Annotated in this window: 14 protein-coding genes; 6 read left to right on the forward strand and 8 right to left on the reverse strand. The window is 70.1% G+C overall.

Going from position 1 to position 16,810, the window contains the following annotated elements:
• Positions 1–6: 6 nt before the first annotated feature.
• Complete coding sequence (locus tag I5071_RS44015; RefSeq protein ID WP_236519410.1) at positions 7–1,062, reverse strand: hypothetical protein; 1,056 nt, start codon at positions 1,060–1,062, stop codon at positions 7–9.
• Positions 1,063–1,090: 28 nt separating this feature from the next.
• Entirely contained in the window at positions 1,091–1,777 is a 687-nt protein-coding gene (locus I5071_RS44020; RefSeq protein WP_236519411.1) for a hypothetical protein, read from the reverse strand.
• 539 nt (positions 1,778–2,316) lie between these two features.
• On the opposite strand from I5071_RS44020, the gene I5071_RS44025 reads away from it, so the two are divergent.
• The 6 genes from I5071_RS44025 (at position 2,317) to I5071_RS44050 (ending at position 8,959) form a co-directional block, all read left to right on the forward strand.
• On the forward strand, positions 2,317–3,603 hold the full coding sequence (locus I5071_RS44025; RefSeq protein ID WP_236519412.1) for a glycosyltransferase: 1,287 nt from the start codon (positions 2,317–2,319) through the stop codon (positions 3,601–3,603).
• A gap of 28 nt (positions 3,604–3,631) precedes the next feature.
• Positions 3,632–4,444 carry an FkbM family methyltransferase gene (locus I5071_RS44030; RefSeq protein ID WP_236519413.1) on the forward strand — a complete coding sequence of 271 codons (813 nt, stop codon included), beginning with the start codon at positions 3,632–3,634 and terminating at the stop codon, positions 4,442–4,444.
• Between the two features lie 144 nt (positions 4,445–4,588).
• A complete protein-coding gene (locus tag I5071_RS44035; protein ID WP_236519414.1) occupies positions 4,589–5,491 on the forward strand; it encodes a glycosyltransferase family 2 protein in 903 nt (300 codons plus the stop codon).
• On the forward strand, positions 5,482–6,210 hold the full coding sequence (locus I5071_RS44040; RefSeq protein ID WP_236519415.1) for a hypothetical protein: 729 nt from the start codon (positions 5,482–5,484) through the stop codon (positions 6,208–6,210). The genes I5071_RS44035 and I5071_RS44040 overlap by 10 nt, the downstream gene beginning before the upstream one ends.
• Entirely contained in the window at positions 6,207–7,484 is a 1,278-nt protein-coding gene (locus I5071_RS44045; protein WP_236519416.1) for a hypothetical protein, read from the forward strand. Before I5071_RS44040 ends, I5071_RS44045 begins: the two co-directional genes overlap by 4 nt.
• Positions 7,406–8,959 (forward strand): glycosyltransferase family 2 protein, encoded by a 1,554-nt coding sequence (locus I5071_RS44050; RefSeq protein ID WP_236519417.1) that lies wholly within the window; start codon positions 7,406–7,408, stop codon positions 8,957–8,959. The genes I5071_RS44045 and I5071_RS44050 overlap by 79 nt, the downstream gene beginning before the upstream one ends.
• On the opposite strand, the gene I5071_RS44055 is transcribed toward I5071_RS44050, so the two are convergent.
• Genes I5071_RS44055 through I5071_RS44080 form a run of 6 tightly spaced genes read right to left on the reverse strand, consistent with a single transcriptional unit; the run spans position 8,941 to position 16,809 of the window.
• Positions 8,941–9,651 (reverse strand): class I SAM-dependent methyltransferase, encoded by a 711-nt coding sequence (locus I5071_RS44055; RefSeq protein WP_236519418.1) that lies wholly within the window; start codon positions 9,649–9,651, stop codon positions 8,941–8,943. The two genes, I5071_RS44050 and I5071_RS44055, sit on opposite strands and share 19 nt — an antisense overlap.
• A 32-nt stretch (positions 9,652–9,683) precedes the next feature.
• Positions 9,684–13,019 (reverse strand): hypothetical protein, encoded by a 3,336-nt coding sequence (locus tag I5071_RS44060; RefSeq protein WP_236519419.1) that lies wholly within the window; start codon positions 13,017–13,019, stop codon positions 9,684–9,686.
• Positions 13,016–13,783, reverse strand: coding sequence for a 3-deoxy-manno-octulosonate cytidylyltransferase (gene kdsB / locus I5071_RS44065; RefSeq protein WP_236519420.1), 768 nt, complete (start codon positions 13,781–13,783; stop codon positions 13,016–13,018). The genes I5071_RS44060 and kdsB overlap by 4 nt, the downstream gene beginning before the upstream one ends.
• Positions 13,780–14,319, reverse strand: coding sequence for a KdsC family phosphatase (locus I5071_RS44070; RefSeq protein WP_236519421.1), 540 nt, complete (start codon positions 14,317–14,319; stop codon positions 13,780–13,782). The genes kdsB and I5071_RS44070 overlap by 4 nt, the downstream gene beginning before the upstream one ends.
• Positions 14,316–15,146, reverse strand: coding sequence for a 3-deoxy-8-phosphooctulonate synthase (gene kdsA / locus I5071_RS44075; protein WP_236519422.1), 831 nt, complete (start codon positions 15,144–15,146; stop codon positions 14,316–14,318). Before kdsA ends, I5071_RS44070 begins: the two co-directional genes overlap by 4 nt.
• 13 nt (positions 15,147–15,159) lie before the next feature.
• Positions 15,160–16,809 (reverse strand): polysaccharide biosynthesis/export family protein, encoded by a 1,650-nt coding sequence (locus tag I5071_RS44080; RefSeq protein WP_236519423.1) that lies wholly within the window; start codon positions 16,807–16,809, stop codon positions 15,160–15,162.
• Position 16,810 lies beyond the last annotated feature (1 nt).

Consider the following 16,810-nt stretch of genomic DNA (forward strand, 5'->3'; position numbering starts at 1 on the left):
ACGGCATCAGAGCCCGGGCATCGCCTCGGCCGTGCTCGTGAGCTTCACGGAGTCCATCAGGAAGTGGACGAAGGGCATGCCCGTCGTGGGGGTCGGCTGTCCGCGGTAGAGCCCGAGTCGGACGGAGAACGAGTCGCACACGCCCGGCTGGGGTGGATCGAGCGCGCGCGGACAAGCGCTGCCCGGCGGGTGCGTGGGGGTGAACCCCCAGACCAACGTGCTCGCGTGCACGGGCGGACGATCGCTGAACGCGAAGCTCAGTCCCTGGTCGCGCCAGATCCGGATCGAGCCCTCGTGCGCGGCCTGGGGCCGCATCTCGATGTGGAAGTTGTACCAGCGGTCCTTGTCGATCACTTCCGTGTGGAACACGCGGTGTGTCGCTTCGCGCTCGTCGCCCTCCCGCGGGACGCCGTGCATCGCGTCGTTCGAGTAGAGGAACAGGAGGCGAACCGTGTCCGGCGTCTCCGGCGTCGTCGCGTCCAGCGCGATCGCGAACGCTGGGCGCCGCGCGGCCACGCCAACGCCCCCATGCGCCTGCCACGCCTGCATGATCACGACGTCTTCCGCCGGATAGCCGGGATAGACCGGGATCTCGTCGGTGCGCGAGTCGACGCGCAGGTAGAAGCGGAGATAGCGCGTGTCCCCGAGGCGCATCGCGGTCTCGTCCACCGACCAATTCGACAGCTCGATCTCGAAGCGATCGGTCCACTCGATCGTACGAGGCCATCGGTAGCCCGTGATCGACAGACACTCGGGACCATGGTCGATGCACCCGACGCGTGAGATCCGACCGTGGGCGCGCTCGAGGAACTGCGTGCCATCGCGAACGACGTAGTCGCGGCCCGGCTCGTAGTACTCGAGGTGTGCATTCGAGCCCCAGCTCGGGATGCCCTCGAAGTAGCCGCCTTCACCCGTCACGCGCGCGACCACGCCCGTCTCGTTCAGTGGGGCAGTCGCCAGCGACACCGCGCCGTCCGAATCGGCGCGCTCGACGCCGGCGCCCTCACCCGTGCACCCAATCGCTGCGGCAATGACCGCGATGAAGATTGTGTCTCTCGTCATGCTTTCCTCTGCTCGGTCGATGTCGTCTTCACTCGCCGGGCATCGCCTGAGGCGTCCGGGTCAGCTTCACCGAGTCCATCCGATAGAAGACGAACGGCATCTCGCCGAGCGCGGCCGGCTGATGACGGTGCAGACCCACCCGAACCGCGAATCTGCCGGTCATGCCTGCGTTCCTCAGCAGGTCGTACCCCCACGCGACGGAGAGCGAAGCATTCGGCAGGGGCGCCGGAGTCGAGTCCGGGTAGTCGAAATTGAATGTGATGCCTGGATTCACCCAGACACGGATGCCGCCCGCGCGAGTCGTTCGCGGCGTCAGCTCGATCGCGAAGTTGTGCCAGCGGTCGGTGTCGATCTCGATCGCGTAGAGCTGCCGAGCGCTCACCGAATCATTCGAGTACTGGAACGACAGAGTGACCTTGTTCTCCGGGGTGTCGTTCGCCAGGAGCTCGATCTGGAATGGCGCACGCATCGCCGCGCCCGTGTGCGCCTGCCAGGCCTCGACGATGTACTGATGGTGCGAGGGGTCGCTCGGCAGTCGTGTCCGCGAACAACTGCTCACCCACACGTAGAAGCGCAGGTATCGTGTCGAGTCGAGCGTCAGCGCATTCTCGTCGCTCGGCGACGAGAGCTCGATCTGGAATCGATCGCGCGTGTCGAGCGGCCCCGCTCCGTCGGGGTCGGCGAGAACGGGCCATCCGGCCCCGACGAACGTCATGCAGTAGGCGCCGTGGATGCACGTGCTCGTCGGGCACGAGGAGCGGAACTCGGACGTGTTCTCCGGCTGGTCGTCCGGCCGCAGCCGATCGCGATCGATGCGTCCGTGGTGGCGCTCGGGCTCGAGGCTCGACTCGAGCACGTCGTACTCCCCTGCGCCCTCGACGTAGTGCGCGGTCACCGCCGTCGTCGGGCTCGGCAACCCGACGAACCGCGCGTTCTGACCGGTGACGCGCGCGACGACGTCGCCGGTCAGCTCCTCTTCAACCGCTCTCGCGGGTGCTGGGCTCTCGGGTGGTGCGCAACTGGCGAGCACGACGCAAGCGGCTGTCGCCGCGCCGAGCGCGAATGTCGACGAGTGCATCCGCGCAGCCTAGGCGCTCGTGGGCTGCAGGCAATCACGACCGCCGCTCTCGGGCGGGGAACAGAATGGCTCACTGCATGCGACTCGGACACGTTTGTCATGGCTGCTCGCGGCGCCGCCCAGCCACGCCGCCATGCGTTCACGCCTCGCACGATCCGTGCTAGACGTTCGCCGCGATGGAATCAGCCGTGCCGAGACATGCGCCGCAGGCGCGCATCGTCATGGTCATCCGCCTGTTGAACGAGCGAGTCGGCGGCGCGGAGCGCCTCTTCATCGACACCGCGAATTTGTTCGCCGAGGCCGGCTTCGAAGTCACGTGCCTCTATTGCGACGCGAAGCGCGGGAAGCCGTTCTATCCGATCTCGCCGAAGGTCACCGTCGTCAACCTCCACGGGCGCAGCGCTCGCCGTGCGCCTTGGTATCGCGCGCTCGATCGCGTCGCGCGGGCGTACCCGAAGGTGCCCGCGCTCGCCCCGATCGACTGGGCCGCGAAGAACCTCTACTTCACGCGCCGTCTGCACGCGGCGATTCGCGGCATCGAGCCCGATCTCGTCATCTCGTTCCTGCCGCCGGCGAACACACCTTCGTTGATCGCGGGCTGGATGTCGGGCGCGCACGTCGTCCCGACGAACCACAACGTGCCCGAGAAGGACTACGTCTCGAAGGAGCGCTGGGACCAGAACCCGATCGATCGGTTCCTCCGCCTCCAGACGCTCCACACCGCAGCGCGCGTGCACGTCATCTTCCCGACGTTCGCGGAGTGGTTCCCGCCGCGCATCCGCGAGAAGATCGTCGCGATCCAGAACTACGTGTCGCCCGAGTTCGAGAACGTCGAGTTCCCGAAGGTGCGTCGCAAGGAGATCGTCGCCGCAGGTCGTCTCGCGCCGGTCAAGGCGTTCGGCGATCTCGTCGACGCGTGGGCGCTCCTCGCGCGCAAGCACCCCGACTGGACCGTGAAGATCTACGGTGACGGCCCGGAGCGCGCGCGCCTCGCCCAGCGGATCGCGCAACACGGCCTCGGCGGTCGCGTGCAGCTCATGGGACACGAGGCGAACATGCGCGACGCCTACGTCAACGCGGAGATCCTCGCCCATCCCGCGCTGCACGAGGGGTTCGGCCTCTCGGTCGCGGAAGGGCTCGCGTGCGGGCTCCCGGTGGTCGCGTACGCCGACTGCGCAGGCGTCAACGAGTTCGTGCGCGACGGCGAGAACGGGCTGATGGTCGACCGCGCGCGCGGTCCCGCCGCGCTCGCCGATGCGATCGATCGACTCATCGTGGATCGCGAGCTCCGCGAGGGGCTCCGGCGCCGCGCCGCCGGATCGATCGAGTCGTTCACCCGCGCAGCGTTCCTCGCGCGCTGGGCCGAGATCCTCGACGACGTGAAGGCGGCGCGCGCCTCGTCGCGCGAGCAGGCATCGGGGCAGGTCACGCACGGAACGAGCCTCGGACAGCCCTCGCGATGATCGGCATCGACGGCGGAGCGAGCACGAGATGGAGCTGAACGAGACCATCGCGCTCCCGCGGCGCGGTGCAGCGCGGCAGTCGCTGGACCTGCGAGGCGCGAGTCGCTTCTTCATCGGCGACATCGTCGTGCGCGGCGGGCTCAAGAGCTACGAGCCCGAGGTCTTCGCGATGATGGGCGCGCTGATCGAGACGGCGAACGCGCCGGTCCGGCTGCTCGACATCGGGGCGAACGTCGGGGTCTTCTCGCTCACGATGGCGGCGACGTACGGCCCCGCGCTCCGCGTCACCGCGTTCGAGCCGATGCCGGACATCGCCGAGTTCGTTCGCGACGCGGCGTCGCGCAACGAGCTCGCGATCGACGTGAGGGAAATGGCTCTCGGCGCTCGCGACGAGCGAGCCAGCTTCTACGTGTCGAGCCGCAGCGACGCGTCGAGCTCTCTGAACCGCCGCTTCCGGCCGCATCGGGCGGTCATCGAGGTCGACGTGCGCACCCTCGAGTCGCTCGCGACCGCGTGGGACGACGCGTCCTTCGTGCTGAAGATCGACACGGAGTCCACCGAGCCCGACGTGCTCGAGGGCGGGCGCGCGTTCATCGAGAAGCATCGGCCGCCGGTGATCTGCGAGGTCCTGGCGGGTCGAACCGAGGACCGCCTCTGGAGCTTCTTCTCGAGCGTCGGTTATCGCGCGATCCACATCACCGGCGAGCCCGAATGGGCGGGGGCGTCGGCGCTCGCCGGAGACCCCGCGTACGTGCATCGCGATTGGTTGTTCGCGCCGGCCGCGCCGTCGCCCGAGCTCGTCGCGGCGTTCCGTGAGGCCTACGCCGAGTACGGCGCGTGACCGCCGCGCGCGCGTCGGCCCGTCGGAGCGGATCGTGCTAGGACCTGAGCCCGCGAAGACTCGGCCATGACCCTACGCGCGGTGGATCGAGCGCGTCGGAGATGGACCGATCGAACAACGCGCCATCCAGGCCGCGAGGGAGTCGTGACGCAGCCGTCGATCAGCATCCTGGTCCCGCACTACAACGATCCGGAGGGGTTCCTCCTCACGTTGAAGAGCGTGGAGGCCCAGACGTTCCGTGGCCCGCGTGAGCTCGTCGTGTGCGACGACGGATCGACGCCGCAGAACCTCCGGCGCTTGCACGAGATCGCGGAGCAGAGCCCCGAGCGGATCGTGCTCCTCGAGAACGGTGTCAATCGCGGGCGCCCTCATACGCGCAATCGATTGCTCGACACCGCCTCGGGCACCTACCTCACGTGGTGCGACTCGGGCGACGAGCTCTATCCGCAGAAGCTCGCCCTCCAGCACGACGCGCTATACCGCGCGCGTTTGTTGAGGTGGGATCGACCCGTGTGGGTCACCTGCCACTACGACATGCACTGGGTGGGCGGGAAGCCCAAGCACGGTCGACAGACGGTGGAGGGCGACCAGATCAGCAATCTGCTGCTCTCGTCGCTCCGCGCATATCTGTTCACGCTGCTGGGCACGACTCGCTCGTTTCGCGACGTCGGCTATTTCGATCAGAAGCTGCCGCGCCTGCAGGACCTCGATTTCTTCCTGCGTTTCGCGGCGAAGGGCGGGATGTTCGCGCTGCCGAACACGACCGAGGCGCTCTGCGTCTATCACAAGTCGGATGCCGGCAAGGACGCGGATCTCATCGCGGACTGTTATCGCCACATCTTCCGCAAGCACTCGGCGCTGCTGATGACTCGCTCGGTCCGATTCCGGCGGAATCGGCTCTACGATCTCAACATGCTCGCTGCGCGATTCGCGTCGAACAACGACGATGCCGCGAAGACGCTCGTGTACATGATGCGTGCGGCAGCGCTCAATCCGGTCAGCTTCGCCCGCAAGGCGCTGTCGACGAAGGGACGCCCGTGGACCTGACGATCGTCATCGGCGCCAGCGAGTATCTCCGCCCCATCGCGCTCTCCGCGGCGGAAGCGTCGTTCGTCGCACGTTCGCTCGCCCCCGGCGCGCTCGTCGACGAGCTCGCGTGGGCTCCGAACGACGGCGCGCCGTACCTCGACGTGTGGTTGGACTGCGAGACCGAGGAGCGACGCCACCGGATCGATCTCGCGCTCGACTACCTCCGGGAGACCTCGGTCGCCGGCGACGCGCGGGTGCTCTTCCTGCCCGTGGTCTCGGCGTTCGGCGATCCCTCGAGCGATCGTCGCGTGATCGAGCTCGTCGGTGCTGCGCAGCGCAAGCTCTCGGGGGGGCGACTGCGCTGCGTCCGTTGGTCGCTCTCGCGGCGTTCGGATGCGACGCTGCGCACGGTCGCGCGCATCTCGGCAGAGCGCGCCGAGAGACCCGCCACCGTGCTGGGCCTCTCCGTCGAGACTCTGTACGTCGGTGAGGGCTCGCTCTCGGAGCCGCCCGCCGCGCTGACCGCGAACTACAACCGCGCGCTGCTGCGCGCGGCGGAGGCGCGCCTGGCTCCCGGCTCCGTGTTCGGGACGCGCGGACGCGCCGAGCGCGTCGCGGAGCTGCTCGAGGCGCAGGGGCTCTACGTCCGTGCGGATGCGCCGACCGAGGAGGTCGTCGCCGAGCTCGCGCCCGGTGGAGATCTCCACGGTCTCCTCACGCGGCCGAGGCCCGGGTGAAGCGCGCCGCCGCGTGCCTCGCCGCGCTCGCGCTCGGGGCGTGTGGTGCGGGTGGGCACGCGGGGCGCGCGCAGCAACGAGCCCTGCCTCGCACCGAAGGTGCGGCCGAGACGACCGACCGCGTCGATCGAACGGCGCGCCTCCGCTCGATCGCAGCTCGGTGTGGGATCGACCCCGCTGCGGTCTGCGGCGACGAGCACGCGAACGGATGCCTCGAGCCGACGGATGCGCCCGGCGGTGCGCTCGCGTTCCGCTATCGTGATCGCGCGCAGTGGAGCGACGAAGGTCGGTCACCACTGCCGCACTTCCTGGTCCAGCCGATGCGCTCGCTGCGCAACGCGTACAGCGCGGCCGCGCCGGGGAGCGAGGACGAGCGCGTGTGCGAGCGCGCGCTCGCGATCGAGATCGAGTATCTGCGCTCGACGCTCGTGCAGCGCGGTGATGCGATGGTCTGGGAGAACGAAGACGGGCTCGCGCAGGCGATGGAGCAGGCCGAGTGGGCTCACGTCATCGCATCGATCGCCGCGGCGCACGCCGCTCGGCAGCGACACGACGAGGCGCGCACCCTGACCGTGCTCGCTCTGGCGCTCGCGGCGGCGCTCGACGTTCCTGCCGCACCGCGCTCCGGCGGCGTGCGCTCCGAGGAGCGATTCTGCGACGACGGCACCGGCACCATGCACAGTTGTTTCTGGCTGCACTCGCGAGGGGTCGGTCTCCGCACGGAGGGCGACGCACCACGTTGGGTGCTGAACCAGCACCTCCACGCCGTGATGGACAGTCTGCTGCTCTACGAGACGCTGGCGCGCCTGGTGCCGGCGGATGATCCGCGTCGCACCCGAGCTCGAGAGCGCGCGCTCGGCGGTCTTCTCGTGCTCCTGCCGCAGGCCGAGGTCACGCCCGATGCGCCGCGTCCGCTCCCGACGCTCGAGGACTTCCGCGATCCCCACGGCGAGCACGACTGGGCGCACTACGAGTTCGATCCTGCGCTCGGACGTGCTCGCGGCATCAGCATCGCCCGCACGTGCCACTATCACGCGCACGTGCTGCAGCTCGTCGCGAACATCGCGCGCTGGGCCGACGCGCACGGAGACGAGCTCGCGCTGCAGCATCCGCTCGAGACGATGCTCCGACGGGAGGGCATCGTGCACGCGCTCTGGGAGAGCGAGCAGAGCGCATCGGCGCGCCACGAGCGCGGATGTCCGCAGCCGCCTCTCGATCCCGCGGCCATCCGCGACTCGGCGTTCTATCTCGAGCGCTTCGGAGCCTCCGAGTGATGCGCGCGTCGTTCTTCGAGCGTGTGCTCGACAGCGATGCCTGGGTAATCGCCGAGCGCGCCTTCCGCGCACACCGCGAGCGTCCGATCCGACGCGCGCCCGCGCCCCGTGCACCGGCCACGGATCTCGAGCGTGCGCTCGAGGCGCTCGATGCGGCGCTCGCGGTCGGTGCGGTGGAGACCGCCGCGACGGAATCGGAGCGCGTTCTCGGCGAGCTGCGCAGCGCGTCCTCGGCGGGGCTGCGGAGCCGGGCGATCGCGGCGGCGATCGAGGTGCGGATCGCGCTCGGGGATCGCGACGGCGCAGCGTCGCTGGCGCACGAGCACGCGTCCACGCTCGAGCGCACGGCACGAGGCGTGACCGTGCTCGACCTCCTCGGCGCGCGTGACGCGACCTCGTACTGGCTCCCCGATGGCCGCGCGAACGCGGTCGCGATCGCGCGCGACGTCGAGCGAGGTCGCCTCGATGCCGACGGCGTCCTCGCGACGATGGTGCGACGCCCGACCGTGCTCCTCCGCGATCCGCAGCTCCATCTCCTCGTCGCCAACGCGACCGGTGAGCGCGAGGGAGCACGGACCGCACGCGCGCTCACGCGCGTGCTCCGCGCGTACGGGCTCCCCGGCGTCGCGCATGCGCACCGTTCGCACGATCTGCTCGAGTCGCTCGCGTTCGAGCCCGGCGCGCCGACCCACGACGGACCGCTCGTCTCGATCGTCGTCTCCGCCTATCGCGCGGAGCGCACGATCCGCCATGCGATGGACTCGCTGCTGGCCCAGTCGCATCGCGCGATCGAGATCCTCGCGTGCGACGACGCGAGTGACGACGGCACTTGGTCGATCCTTCGCGAGCGCTACGGCGACGACCCGAGGGTCCGGCTCTTTCGTTCGCGCGCGAACCAGGGCACCTACAACATCCGGAACGCGTTGCTCGAGCGTGCACGCGGCGAGCTGCTCACGTTCCACGACGCCGACGACGTGGCGCATCCCGCCCGCATCGCGCGGCAGGTCGCGACGCTGCGTCGAACGGGCGCCGAGAGCTGTACGACCAGCTGCGTGCGGATCGATCCCGATGGGCGCGCCGTGTTCTTCCGCGATCAGAGCGCAGTGCGGCTCGCCGTCGTGTCGCTCATGACCACGCGGAGCGCGTACGAAGCCGTCGGTCCGTTCCGCCGCGCGCGCTTCGGCGCGGACCTCGAGCTGCTCGAGGATCTCCGGCTGCGCGCGCCGATCGCGCGGGACCGAGCGCCGCTCCTCCTCGTCGCGTGGTCGAGCACGTCGATGACGCGGAGCGCCGCGGCGCAGTCGCTCGAGGACGGATATCGCTCGCCCGCGCGTCGCGCCTACGCGGAGCTCGCGCGCGCGAAGCGTCGCGGCGAGATCACGAGCACCGAGCTCGACGCGCGCCTGCGCGCGATGGGCAACTACGCCGAGCCCTCAGGCGTGGACGAGCACCGTGCTCACGGCCGCACGGCGTAGAACACGATCTGACCGCAGAACCGCAGCTTCGCGAGGTTGATCAGGTGCGGCTTGCGCCCCGTCGATGCGGCCCACGCGTCGATCTCTTCGTTGAGCGGCGACTTGTGGAACCACGCCGACGCTTCCTTCGGGCGCCCGAGGTATTGCCGCCGGATGAGCGCGATTCCGTCGATCCCGGGGCGCAGCTCGCGGACGTGCAGGCCCGCGTCGGTGAGGATCGTGTGCCAGCCGTAGGGCGTGAAGCACCAGTAGCTGAACGAGTGATAGGGCTCGAGCGACGACACCGAGCCGATGAACGCGCCGCCCGGTTTCAACACCCGCGTCACGTCGCGCAGCAGCGGCTCCGGGTGCCTCACGTGCTCGAACACCTGGTTCGAGTAGACGACGTCGAACGACTGCTCGTCGAACGGGAGATGGATGCCGTCGTAGTCGTGGAACGGCGCGTCGTTGCGCCGCCGGTTCTGCGCCGCCTCGGGCGAGTCGGGGATGTCGACGCCGTGCCAGTCGACGTCGGCTTGGTGTCGGCGGAACACGTCGACGCTGTTGCCGGCGCCACAGCCGAGGTCGAGCACGCGCATCGGCCTCGTCGCGCCCGCCATCAGCTTTCCGACGTAGTACTCCGACGACACCTGCTCCGCGTGGTCTCGCGGAATGCAATCCCCGATGATCTCGTCCAGGCCGTCCCGTGCCACGCCCGCTGCGTACCACGTTCGGTCCACGCGCGTCAGGGGCGCGAGACCTCGTCCACGGCGTCATCGCGCACGCCGAGCTCGTGAGCGGGTATCTCCCGACGCCAGCGCACACCGGTCCCCGCGAGCTCCTCGTCCGCGCGCCGGTAGAAGCTTCCGTTGTGCTGGTTGTGCCAGAGGAGCCAGCGCCGGAACTGCTCGTGGAGCGCGCGATCGAACGTGTCGGGATCGCGGAAGAACGAGGCGAGGTCGCCCTGGTGGGTGAGCCCGGGCATGTCGTAGACGGCGGTGCCGAGCGCCTTCACCGGTGTGCCGTGGTGCAGCGACTGGAGCGCCGTCGTGCTGTTGATCGTGACCGTTCCGCGAGCGTGCCGGAGCAGCGTCGGCAGGTTCAGGTCGTGGATGTACCAGACGCGCTCGTGGATCCCGTGCTCGCGCGCGAGCTGCTCGACGAGCCCGCCGTACTCGCGGAACGGGCGATCCATCGGGTGGTGCTTGATCACGAGGACGTGAGCGGGATCGCCGTGCTCCGCGAAGGTCGCGATCACTTCGCGGATGAACTCCGGGATGTCGCGGTACTTCGAGTGTCCGAGCTGCGAGTCGTTGTGCACCTGCAGCGCGACGAGGAAGAAGCGGCCCGTCAGCTCGCCCTCGAGGCGCGAGAGCAAGGGTGTCTCGCGCCGCAGGTACCACTGCTTGCGCACCGCGCCGCGGACCCACGCGAACGCGTGATAGTAGGCGTTGAACGGCCGGTGATGCTCGTAGTGCGGGAACCCGCGATTGAAGTGCGTGTAGGCGAGCGCGCTGAGCGTCGAGTACCACGCAGAGGCCGAGAACGAGCCCTCGACCGGACGCGACGGCGGAGGCTGCGGCAGTGCTGCGCGCCGATAGACGTCCGGGTCCCGCGGCAGACGCGAGTGGCCGTTCACTCCGTCTCGCTCGAGCGTGATCCACTCGGGGCGCAGATAACCTTCTTCGAACACCCAGACGGCCGCACCGCGTGCCCTCGCCGCCGCGATCGCGCGGACGTGATAGGCGCGACAATCGCCGAAGAGGAAGATCGCGTCGACCTCGCGCTCCTCCATCAAGCGCGCGACGAACGCAGGCCACTCCTCCGGAGTTCCGCGGAACGAGACCACGTCCGGGCCTCGATAGAAGAGCGTGTCGCCGGCGTAGAGATTGACCTTCGTCGTGCGGATGCCGGCCGCGCGGAGCTCTTCGGCGAACCGACTCATGAACGGTCCCGAGGGGCCCTGGAGCAGCAGCGCGCTCTTGCACGTGAGCTCGTCGGGCAGGAGCTCGCCCGCCTTCCGTGCGCCGTTTCGATCGAGCAGCGTTCGCGCGAGGTTCGTGACCTTGGTGAGCCCGCTGCCGATCCGCGAGCGCCGCTCGCCCTGGCGTGCTCGCGCGTCGATCAGCTCCTCGACGACGCGCTCCGGCGTGGTGAAGCGCCGGCTCGCGCGGCTCACGTAGCGCGGGTAGCGGAGCAGCGCGCCCGCGACGAGCTCGTCGAGCGAGAGCGCGCGGGTGCGACGCGGATGTGGATGGCGATCCGTCGTGAGACCCCAGCCTGCGTAGAACGGCTGTCCGTACACCACGACGCGCAGCCCGCGGAGCAGCGCCTCGAACCCGACGAGCGAGGTCATCGTGTGCACCTCGCTCGCGACCGCGAGACAGTCCGCGATGGCCACGTCGTGGGCGATCTCGTCGGCCCACTGGCGCGCGCGCGACTCGGTGACCGCGCCCGCTCGGTTGCCGCTCGTGACGTCGGGGTGCGGCTTCCACACGACGTACGCATCGGGGCGCGCCCGGCGCGCCTCTCTCAGCAGCGCCTCGTTGGTGCGCACGTCGATGCACCCGAGCCGGATCGACGCGTCGTCCTCGACCTGGCCCACGACGAGCACGACGTCGCGACCGCGTGCCGACGCGGCGACGGCGCGCGACGCGCCGACGTTGTACTTGCTGACACCGGCGCCGACGATCCGCTCGCGCAGGGTGCGCGCGCGAGAGAGCTCGTCCGCGTCGAACGTCGTCTCCGAGAGGATCCGCTCGAGCCGGCTCGGCGTCCTCGGGTCGTAGTAGATCCCGAGATCGTCGATCACGAGCGAAGCGGGCGCGTTGAGATCGGAGCCGAGCCCGACGGAGCGCAGGAACCCGTCCTCCATGCGCACCAGCGGAACGTCGCAGCGCGTGGCGAGCGCGCGGAGATCGTCGTGCTCGCGAGTGCCCCACACGACGAGACGCGACTCGGGCCCGAGCTTCCGCTCGGCGGCGCGCGCATCGCTCGCGAAGTCGACACGCGTCATCGGCGCACCCACGAAGCGCGGCACGAACGCGCGCTTCCAGGCCGAGAACCCGACGCACACGAGGTGCTCGCCGCTCGCTTCCGCGGTGCGCCGCTGCAGCGCGAGGTGCTCCGCGACGCGCTCGTGATCGCAGAGCGCGCCGGTCTCGGGATCGACGTAACGCGCGTAGTGGAGGTACGCCTCGGCGAAGAGGTGCTCGATCGTCCGCGACGCGCCGCGACGATCGGGCACCGCCGCGCGATCGTCGGTGAGCCCCCAGCCCGCGTAGAAGGGCACGCCGAAGCACGTCACGCGCTTGCCCGCGATCAGCGCCTCGAGGCCGAGCTGCGAGGTGACGACGTAGACGCGATCGACCTCGTCGAGCAGCGCCATCGCGCTCGAGGGCTCGCCGAAGAGGCGCACCCGCGGATCGCGCGGGATCGAGGTGAAGTTCGCGTTCTTCTTCCCGAGCACGACGTCGGGGTGCGTCTTCACCACGATCTCGGCGTCGGGGTTCTCGTCGAGCGCGGCCTCGAGCATCCGATCGAACGCGCGCGGCACGCACATCCCGAGCGAGATCGAGAGATCACCCGCGGTCTGATCGACGACCAGCACGCGCGGCCGGGTGCGCTCACCGAGCGTGCGCGCCGGCGCGTCGTTGTACTTCGAGAGACGCTCACGGCGCATGAACGACATCGCGCGCCGTGCTCGCTCGAGCGTCGCCTCGGGCAGCGCGTCGATCCGCGCGAGCCGCGCTTCGATCTCGCTCGGCTGCGTCGCGTCGTAGTGGATGCCGACCGCGTCGATCACGATCGAGAGCGGCGGATCGCCGGTCACGCCCGGCGAGAACGAGCGCAGGAATCCGTCCTCGAGCGCGAAGAACGGCACTCCGTGCGCCGCCGCGTAGCGCCGCGCGGGCTCGGTGTTCGGCTTGCGCCCCCAGCCCACGACCGCGTCGATGCGCGCGCGGGACGAAGGCCAGAGCACCACGTCGTCGGCGCCGAGGAGGGTGCGGATGTGCGGGATGCGCGCGATGCCGCGCGACCACACGCCGACGCGTCCGAGCCTTCGCGTCTCGCTCTTCACGACGCCATCGCCCGTCGCACGCGCTCGAGATCCTCGGGCGTGTCGACGCCGTGCTGGGGCGCCTCGTCGAGCACGCTCACGTGGATGCCGATGCCGAGCTCGAGCGCGCGCAGCTGCTCGAGCGACTCGGCGCGCTCGTGGGTCGCGACCGGCGCTTCGGCGAGCGTGCGGAGCGTGCCGGCGCGGTACGCGTAGAGGCCGAGGTGGCGCAGATAGGGCACGCCCGCGGGCAGTGCACTCGGCGCGCCAGCGGCGAAGGCATCGCGCGCATACGGGATCGGCGCGCGGCTGAAGTAGAGCGCGTACCCGCTGCGATCGAGCACGACCTTCACGACCTGCGGCGCGAGCACCTCGCGCACCTCGTGGATCGGCGTGGCGAACGTCGCGATCCCGGCGCGCGCGTTCGACGCGAGGGCGCCCGCCAGTCGAGCTGGCAGCGTGATCGGCACGAGCGGCTCGTCGCCCTGCAGGTTCACGACGATCGCGTCGTCGCTCCAGCCGCGACGGCGCGCGACCTCCGCGAGGCGATCGGTGCCGGTCGCGTGATCGGGGGACGTCATCATCGCGACCCCGCCCGCGCGCTCGATCACCTCGGCGATGCGCGCGTCGTCGGTCGCGACCAGCGCCTCGACCGCGCCCGACGCGACCGCCTTCTCCCAGACGTGAACGACCAGCGGCTTGCCCGCGATCTCCGCGAGCGCCTTCGCGGGCAGGCGACTCGACGAATAACGCGCGGGGACCACCACTCGGAACGGCTCGCTCATCGTCGCAACAGCTCCTCGCACGCCGCGCGCAGCCGACCTCGCGCGTCGAGCAGCGCGTCGCACACCTCGCGCACCGCGCCGCGCCCACCGCGCTCGCGCGTCACCCACGCCGCTTCTTCGCGCACCAGCGGGTGCGCGTCGGCGACCGCGATCCCCACGCCCGCCGCGCGCATCGCCGGCAGATCGAACACGTCGTCGCCGACGAACGCGATCGACGCGAGCGGCACCCCGAGCGTCGCGGCGAGCTCCGCCATCGCGACGCCCTTGTCCTCGCGTGCATCGAGCAGGTGCGCGACCTTCAGATCCGCGAGCCGCCGCACCAACATCGGCGAGCGCTTCGCGGTGATCACCGCGACGGCGATCCCCTCGTTCTGCACGAGCCGCATGCCCATGCCGTCGCGCACGTGGAAGGTCTTCAGCACCTCTCCGTCCGCGCCGTACGTCAGCGAGCCGTCGGTGAGCACTCCGTCGACGTCGAGCGCGAGCGCGCGCACCGACGCGAGCTTCTCGCGCAGCGCGACGTCGTCGAGCGTCACAGCCCCTCGGCGTAGGGCCGCGACTTCACCACACGATCGATCTCGACCAGCGCGCCGAGCAGCTCTTCCATGCGACCGAGCGGCCACATGTTCGGCCCGTCGCTGAGCGCGACGCTCGGATCGGGATGCGTCTCCATGAACACGCCCGCGACACCCGACGCGACCGCGGCGCGCGCGAGCACCGGCACGAACTGCGACTGACCACCCGAGCTCGTGCCCTGACCGCCCGGCTGCTGCACCGAGTGCGTCGCGTCGAACACCACCGGGCACTTCGTCTCGCGCATGATCGCGAGGCTGCGCATGTCGGAGACGAGCGTGTTGTATCCGAACGACACGCCGCGCTCGCAGACCATCACCTGCGAGTTGCCCTCCGCGCGGAACTTCTCGACGACGTTCTTCATGTCCCAGGGCGCGAGGAATTGGCCCTTCTTCACGTTCACCGGCTTGCCGGCGCGCGCGACCTTCTGGATGAAGCCGGTCTGCCGCACGAGGAACGCAGGCGTCTGCAGCACGTCGACGACCGACGCGACCTCGTCCATCGGCGTGTCCTCGTGCACGTCGGTGAGCACGGGAACGCCGACGCGGGTGCGCACCTCTTCGAGCACCGCGAGCCCCTGCTCCATGCCCGGCCCGCGGAACGCGGTGCCCGACGTGCGGTTCGCCTTGTCGAAGCTCGCCTTGAACACGTAGGGCACGCCGAGCTTCGTCGTGATCGCCTTCATCGCCTCGGCGACCTCGAGACAGAGCTCGCGGCTCTCGACGACGCAGGGCCCCGCGATGACGAAGAGCGGGAGACGGTTGCCGATCTCGAACCCAGCCAGCCTCATCCCACTTCTCCGATCACAGCCCGGTCCGGATCACGACCGAGGCCGCGACCGCCAGCTGATAGATGACCTGCGCGAGATCGATCCCGTTCTGCAGCCACTTGTCGTCGACGTTGGGCGGGATGATCACTTCGTCGCCCGGCTGCAGGCGGATGTCGCCGCCGCCGATCTCGATCTCGGCGTTCGCGCGCCGCACGATGATGTGGCCGCGATTCGCGCGATCCGTGTAGCCGCCGACCATGCGCACGTACTGGTCGACGCTGAGATCGGGCCGGTACATCACGGCCTGCGACATCATCACCTCGCCCACGATGCGCACGACGTTCGTGTGCGGCGGGATGACGATCACGTCGCCGTCCTCGAGGATCACGTTGACCTGCCGACCTGCGGTCGACGTGACGACGATGCCGTGCGGCTGCGCCTGTCGCGCCTGGGCGACGAAGGTGCGCATCATCTCGGCTTCCTGGCGGCGGATCGCGGCCTCGCCCTGGGTGTCGCTCTGCGCGAGGAGCACCGCGCGCTCGAGGCGATCGAGGCTCTCCTGCAGCGACTGTCGCTGTTGCGCCTGCACGCTGCGACGGCGCAGCGAGACCGCCCCGACGTTCGCGAGCTCGGGGTCGACCGGCACGTAGTTGAGCAGATCGAGCAGACGCGTCCCGCGCGCGACCGCGAACTCCCCGTGCCCGAGGAACTCGCCCTCGATGCGCACGACGATGAAGTCGGCCTGCAGGTCCTGTCGGAAGCTGACGATGTCGCCGTCGCGCAGTCGGACCCCGCCGAAGCTCGACACCGCGAACGTGCGCGCGGTCGGGAGGCCCTCGCGCGCGCCGCGCACCGTGACCGAGTCGACGCGCGCGCCCGGGACGATCACCTCGAGCACGTCGGCGCCGGTCGCGTCGCCTTCGCCCGCGAGCTCGACGAGCACCGGCTCGAGCGCGTGCGGCTGCACCTCCACGGTCGGGCCGCGCCGCCCCACGAGGACGACGTCGCCGTCCTCGAATTGCGGCGTCGTCAGCTGACCGCGCAGCAGGAAGTCGTAGAGATCGAGCTCGGCGATCGCCTGTCCGCCGCGCAGCACGGTGATCCGGCGGTAGCTGCCCGATTCCGGCTCGATCCCGCCCGCCTGATCGAGGAACACGAGCACCGAGTCCGACGGGATGCCCGCATAACGTCCGGGCCGCCGCACGCCGCCGGTCACGAACACCGCGACGGGGCTCGCGTTGAGCAGGTTCGTGTAGACGTCGAACGAGCCGCGATAGAGGCGCTGCATCGCGGCGCGCACCGTTCGCGTCAGCTCGTCGTTGCGAACGCCCGCGACGTGGACCGGCCCGACGCCGGGCAGGAAGAGATTGCCCTGGGTGTCGACGGTCAGGATCTCGTTGACCGTGACCGCGCCCCAGGCGTTCACCATCACGCGATCGCCGGGGAGCACGCGATAGTCGGGGTTGAGCCCGCTCTCGCGCTGCGCGGCGTAGCTCCCGGTGAACAGCGACGCGCCGAACGGGTGCGGGCGCGGCATCACCTCGGGAGGAGCGCTCGGCGCCGCGGCTGGCGCCGCGCTCGCCGCCGCTGCGGCACGAGGAGGCGCCTCCTGGGCCCCCACGGGCACCGACGCAGTCAGGATGGAGACGAGCAGGAGCGAGGAGATCGATCGTCGAACGAACATG

Source organism: Sandaracinus amylolyticus, from assembly GCF_021631985.1.
Lineage (GTDB): Bacteria > Myxococcota_A > Polyangia > Polyangiales > Sandaracinaceae > Sandaracinus > Sandaracinus amylolyticus_A.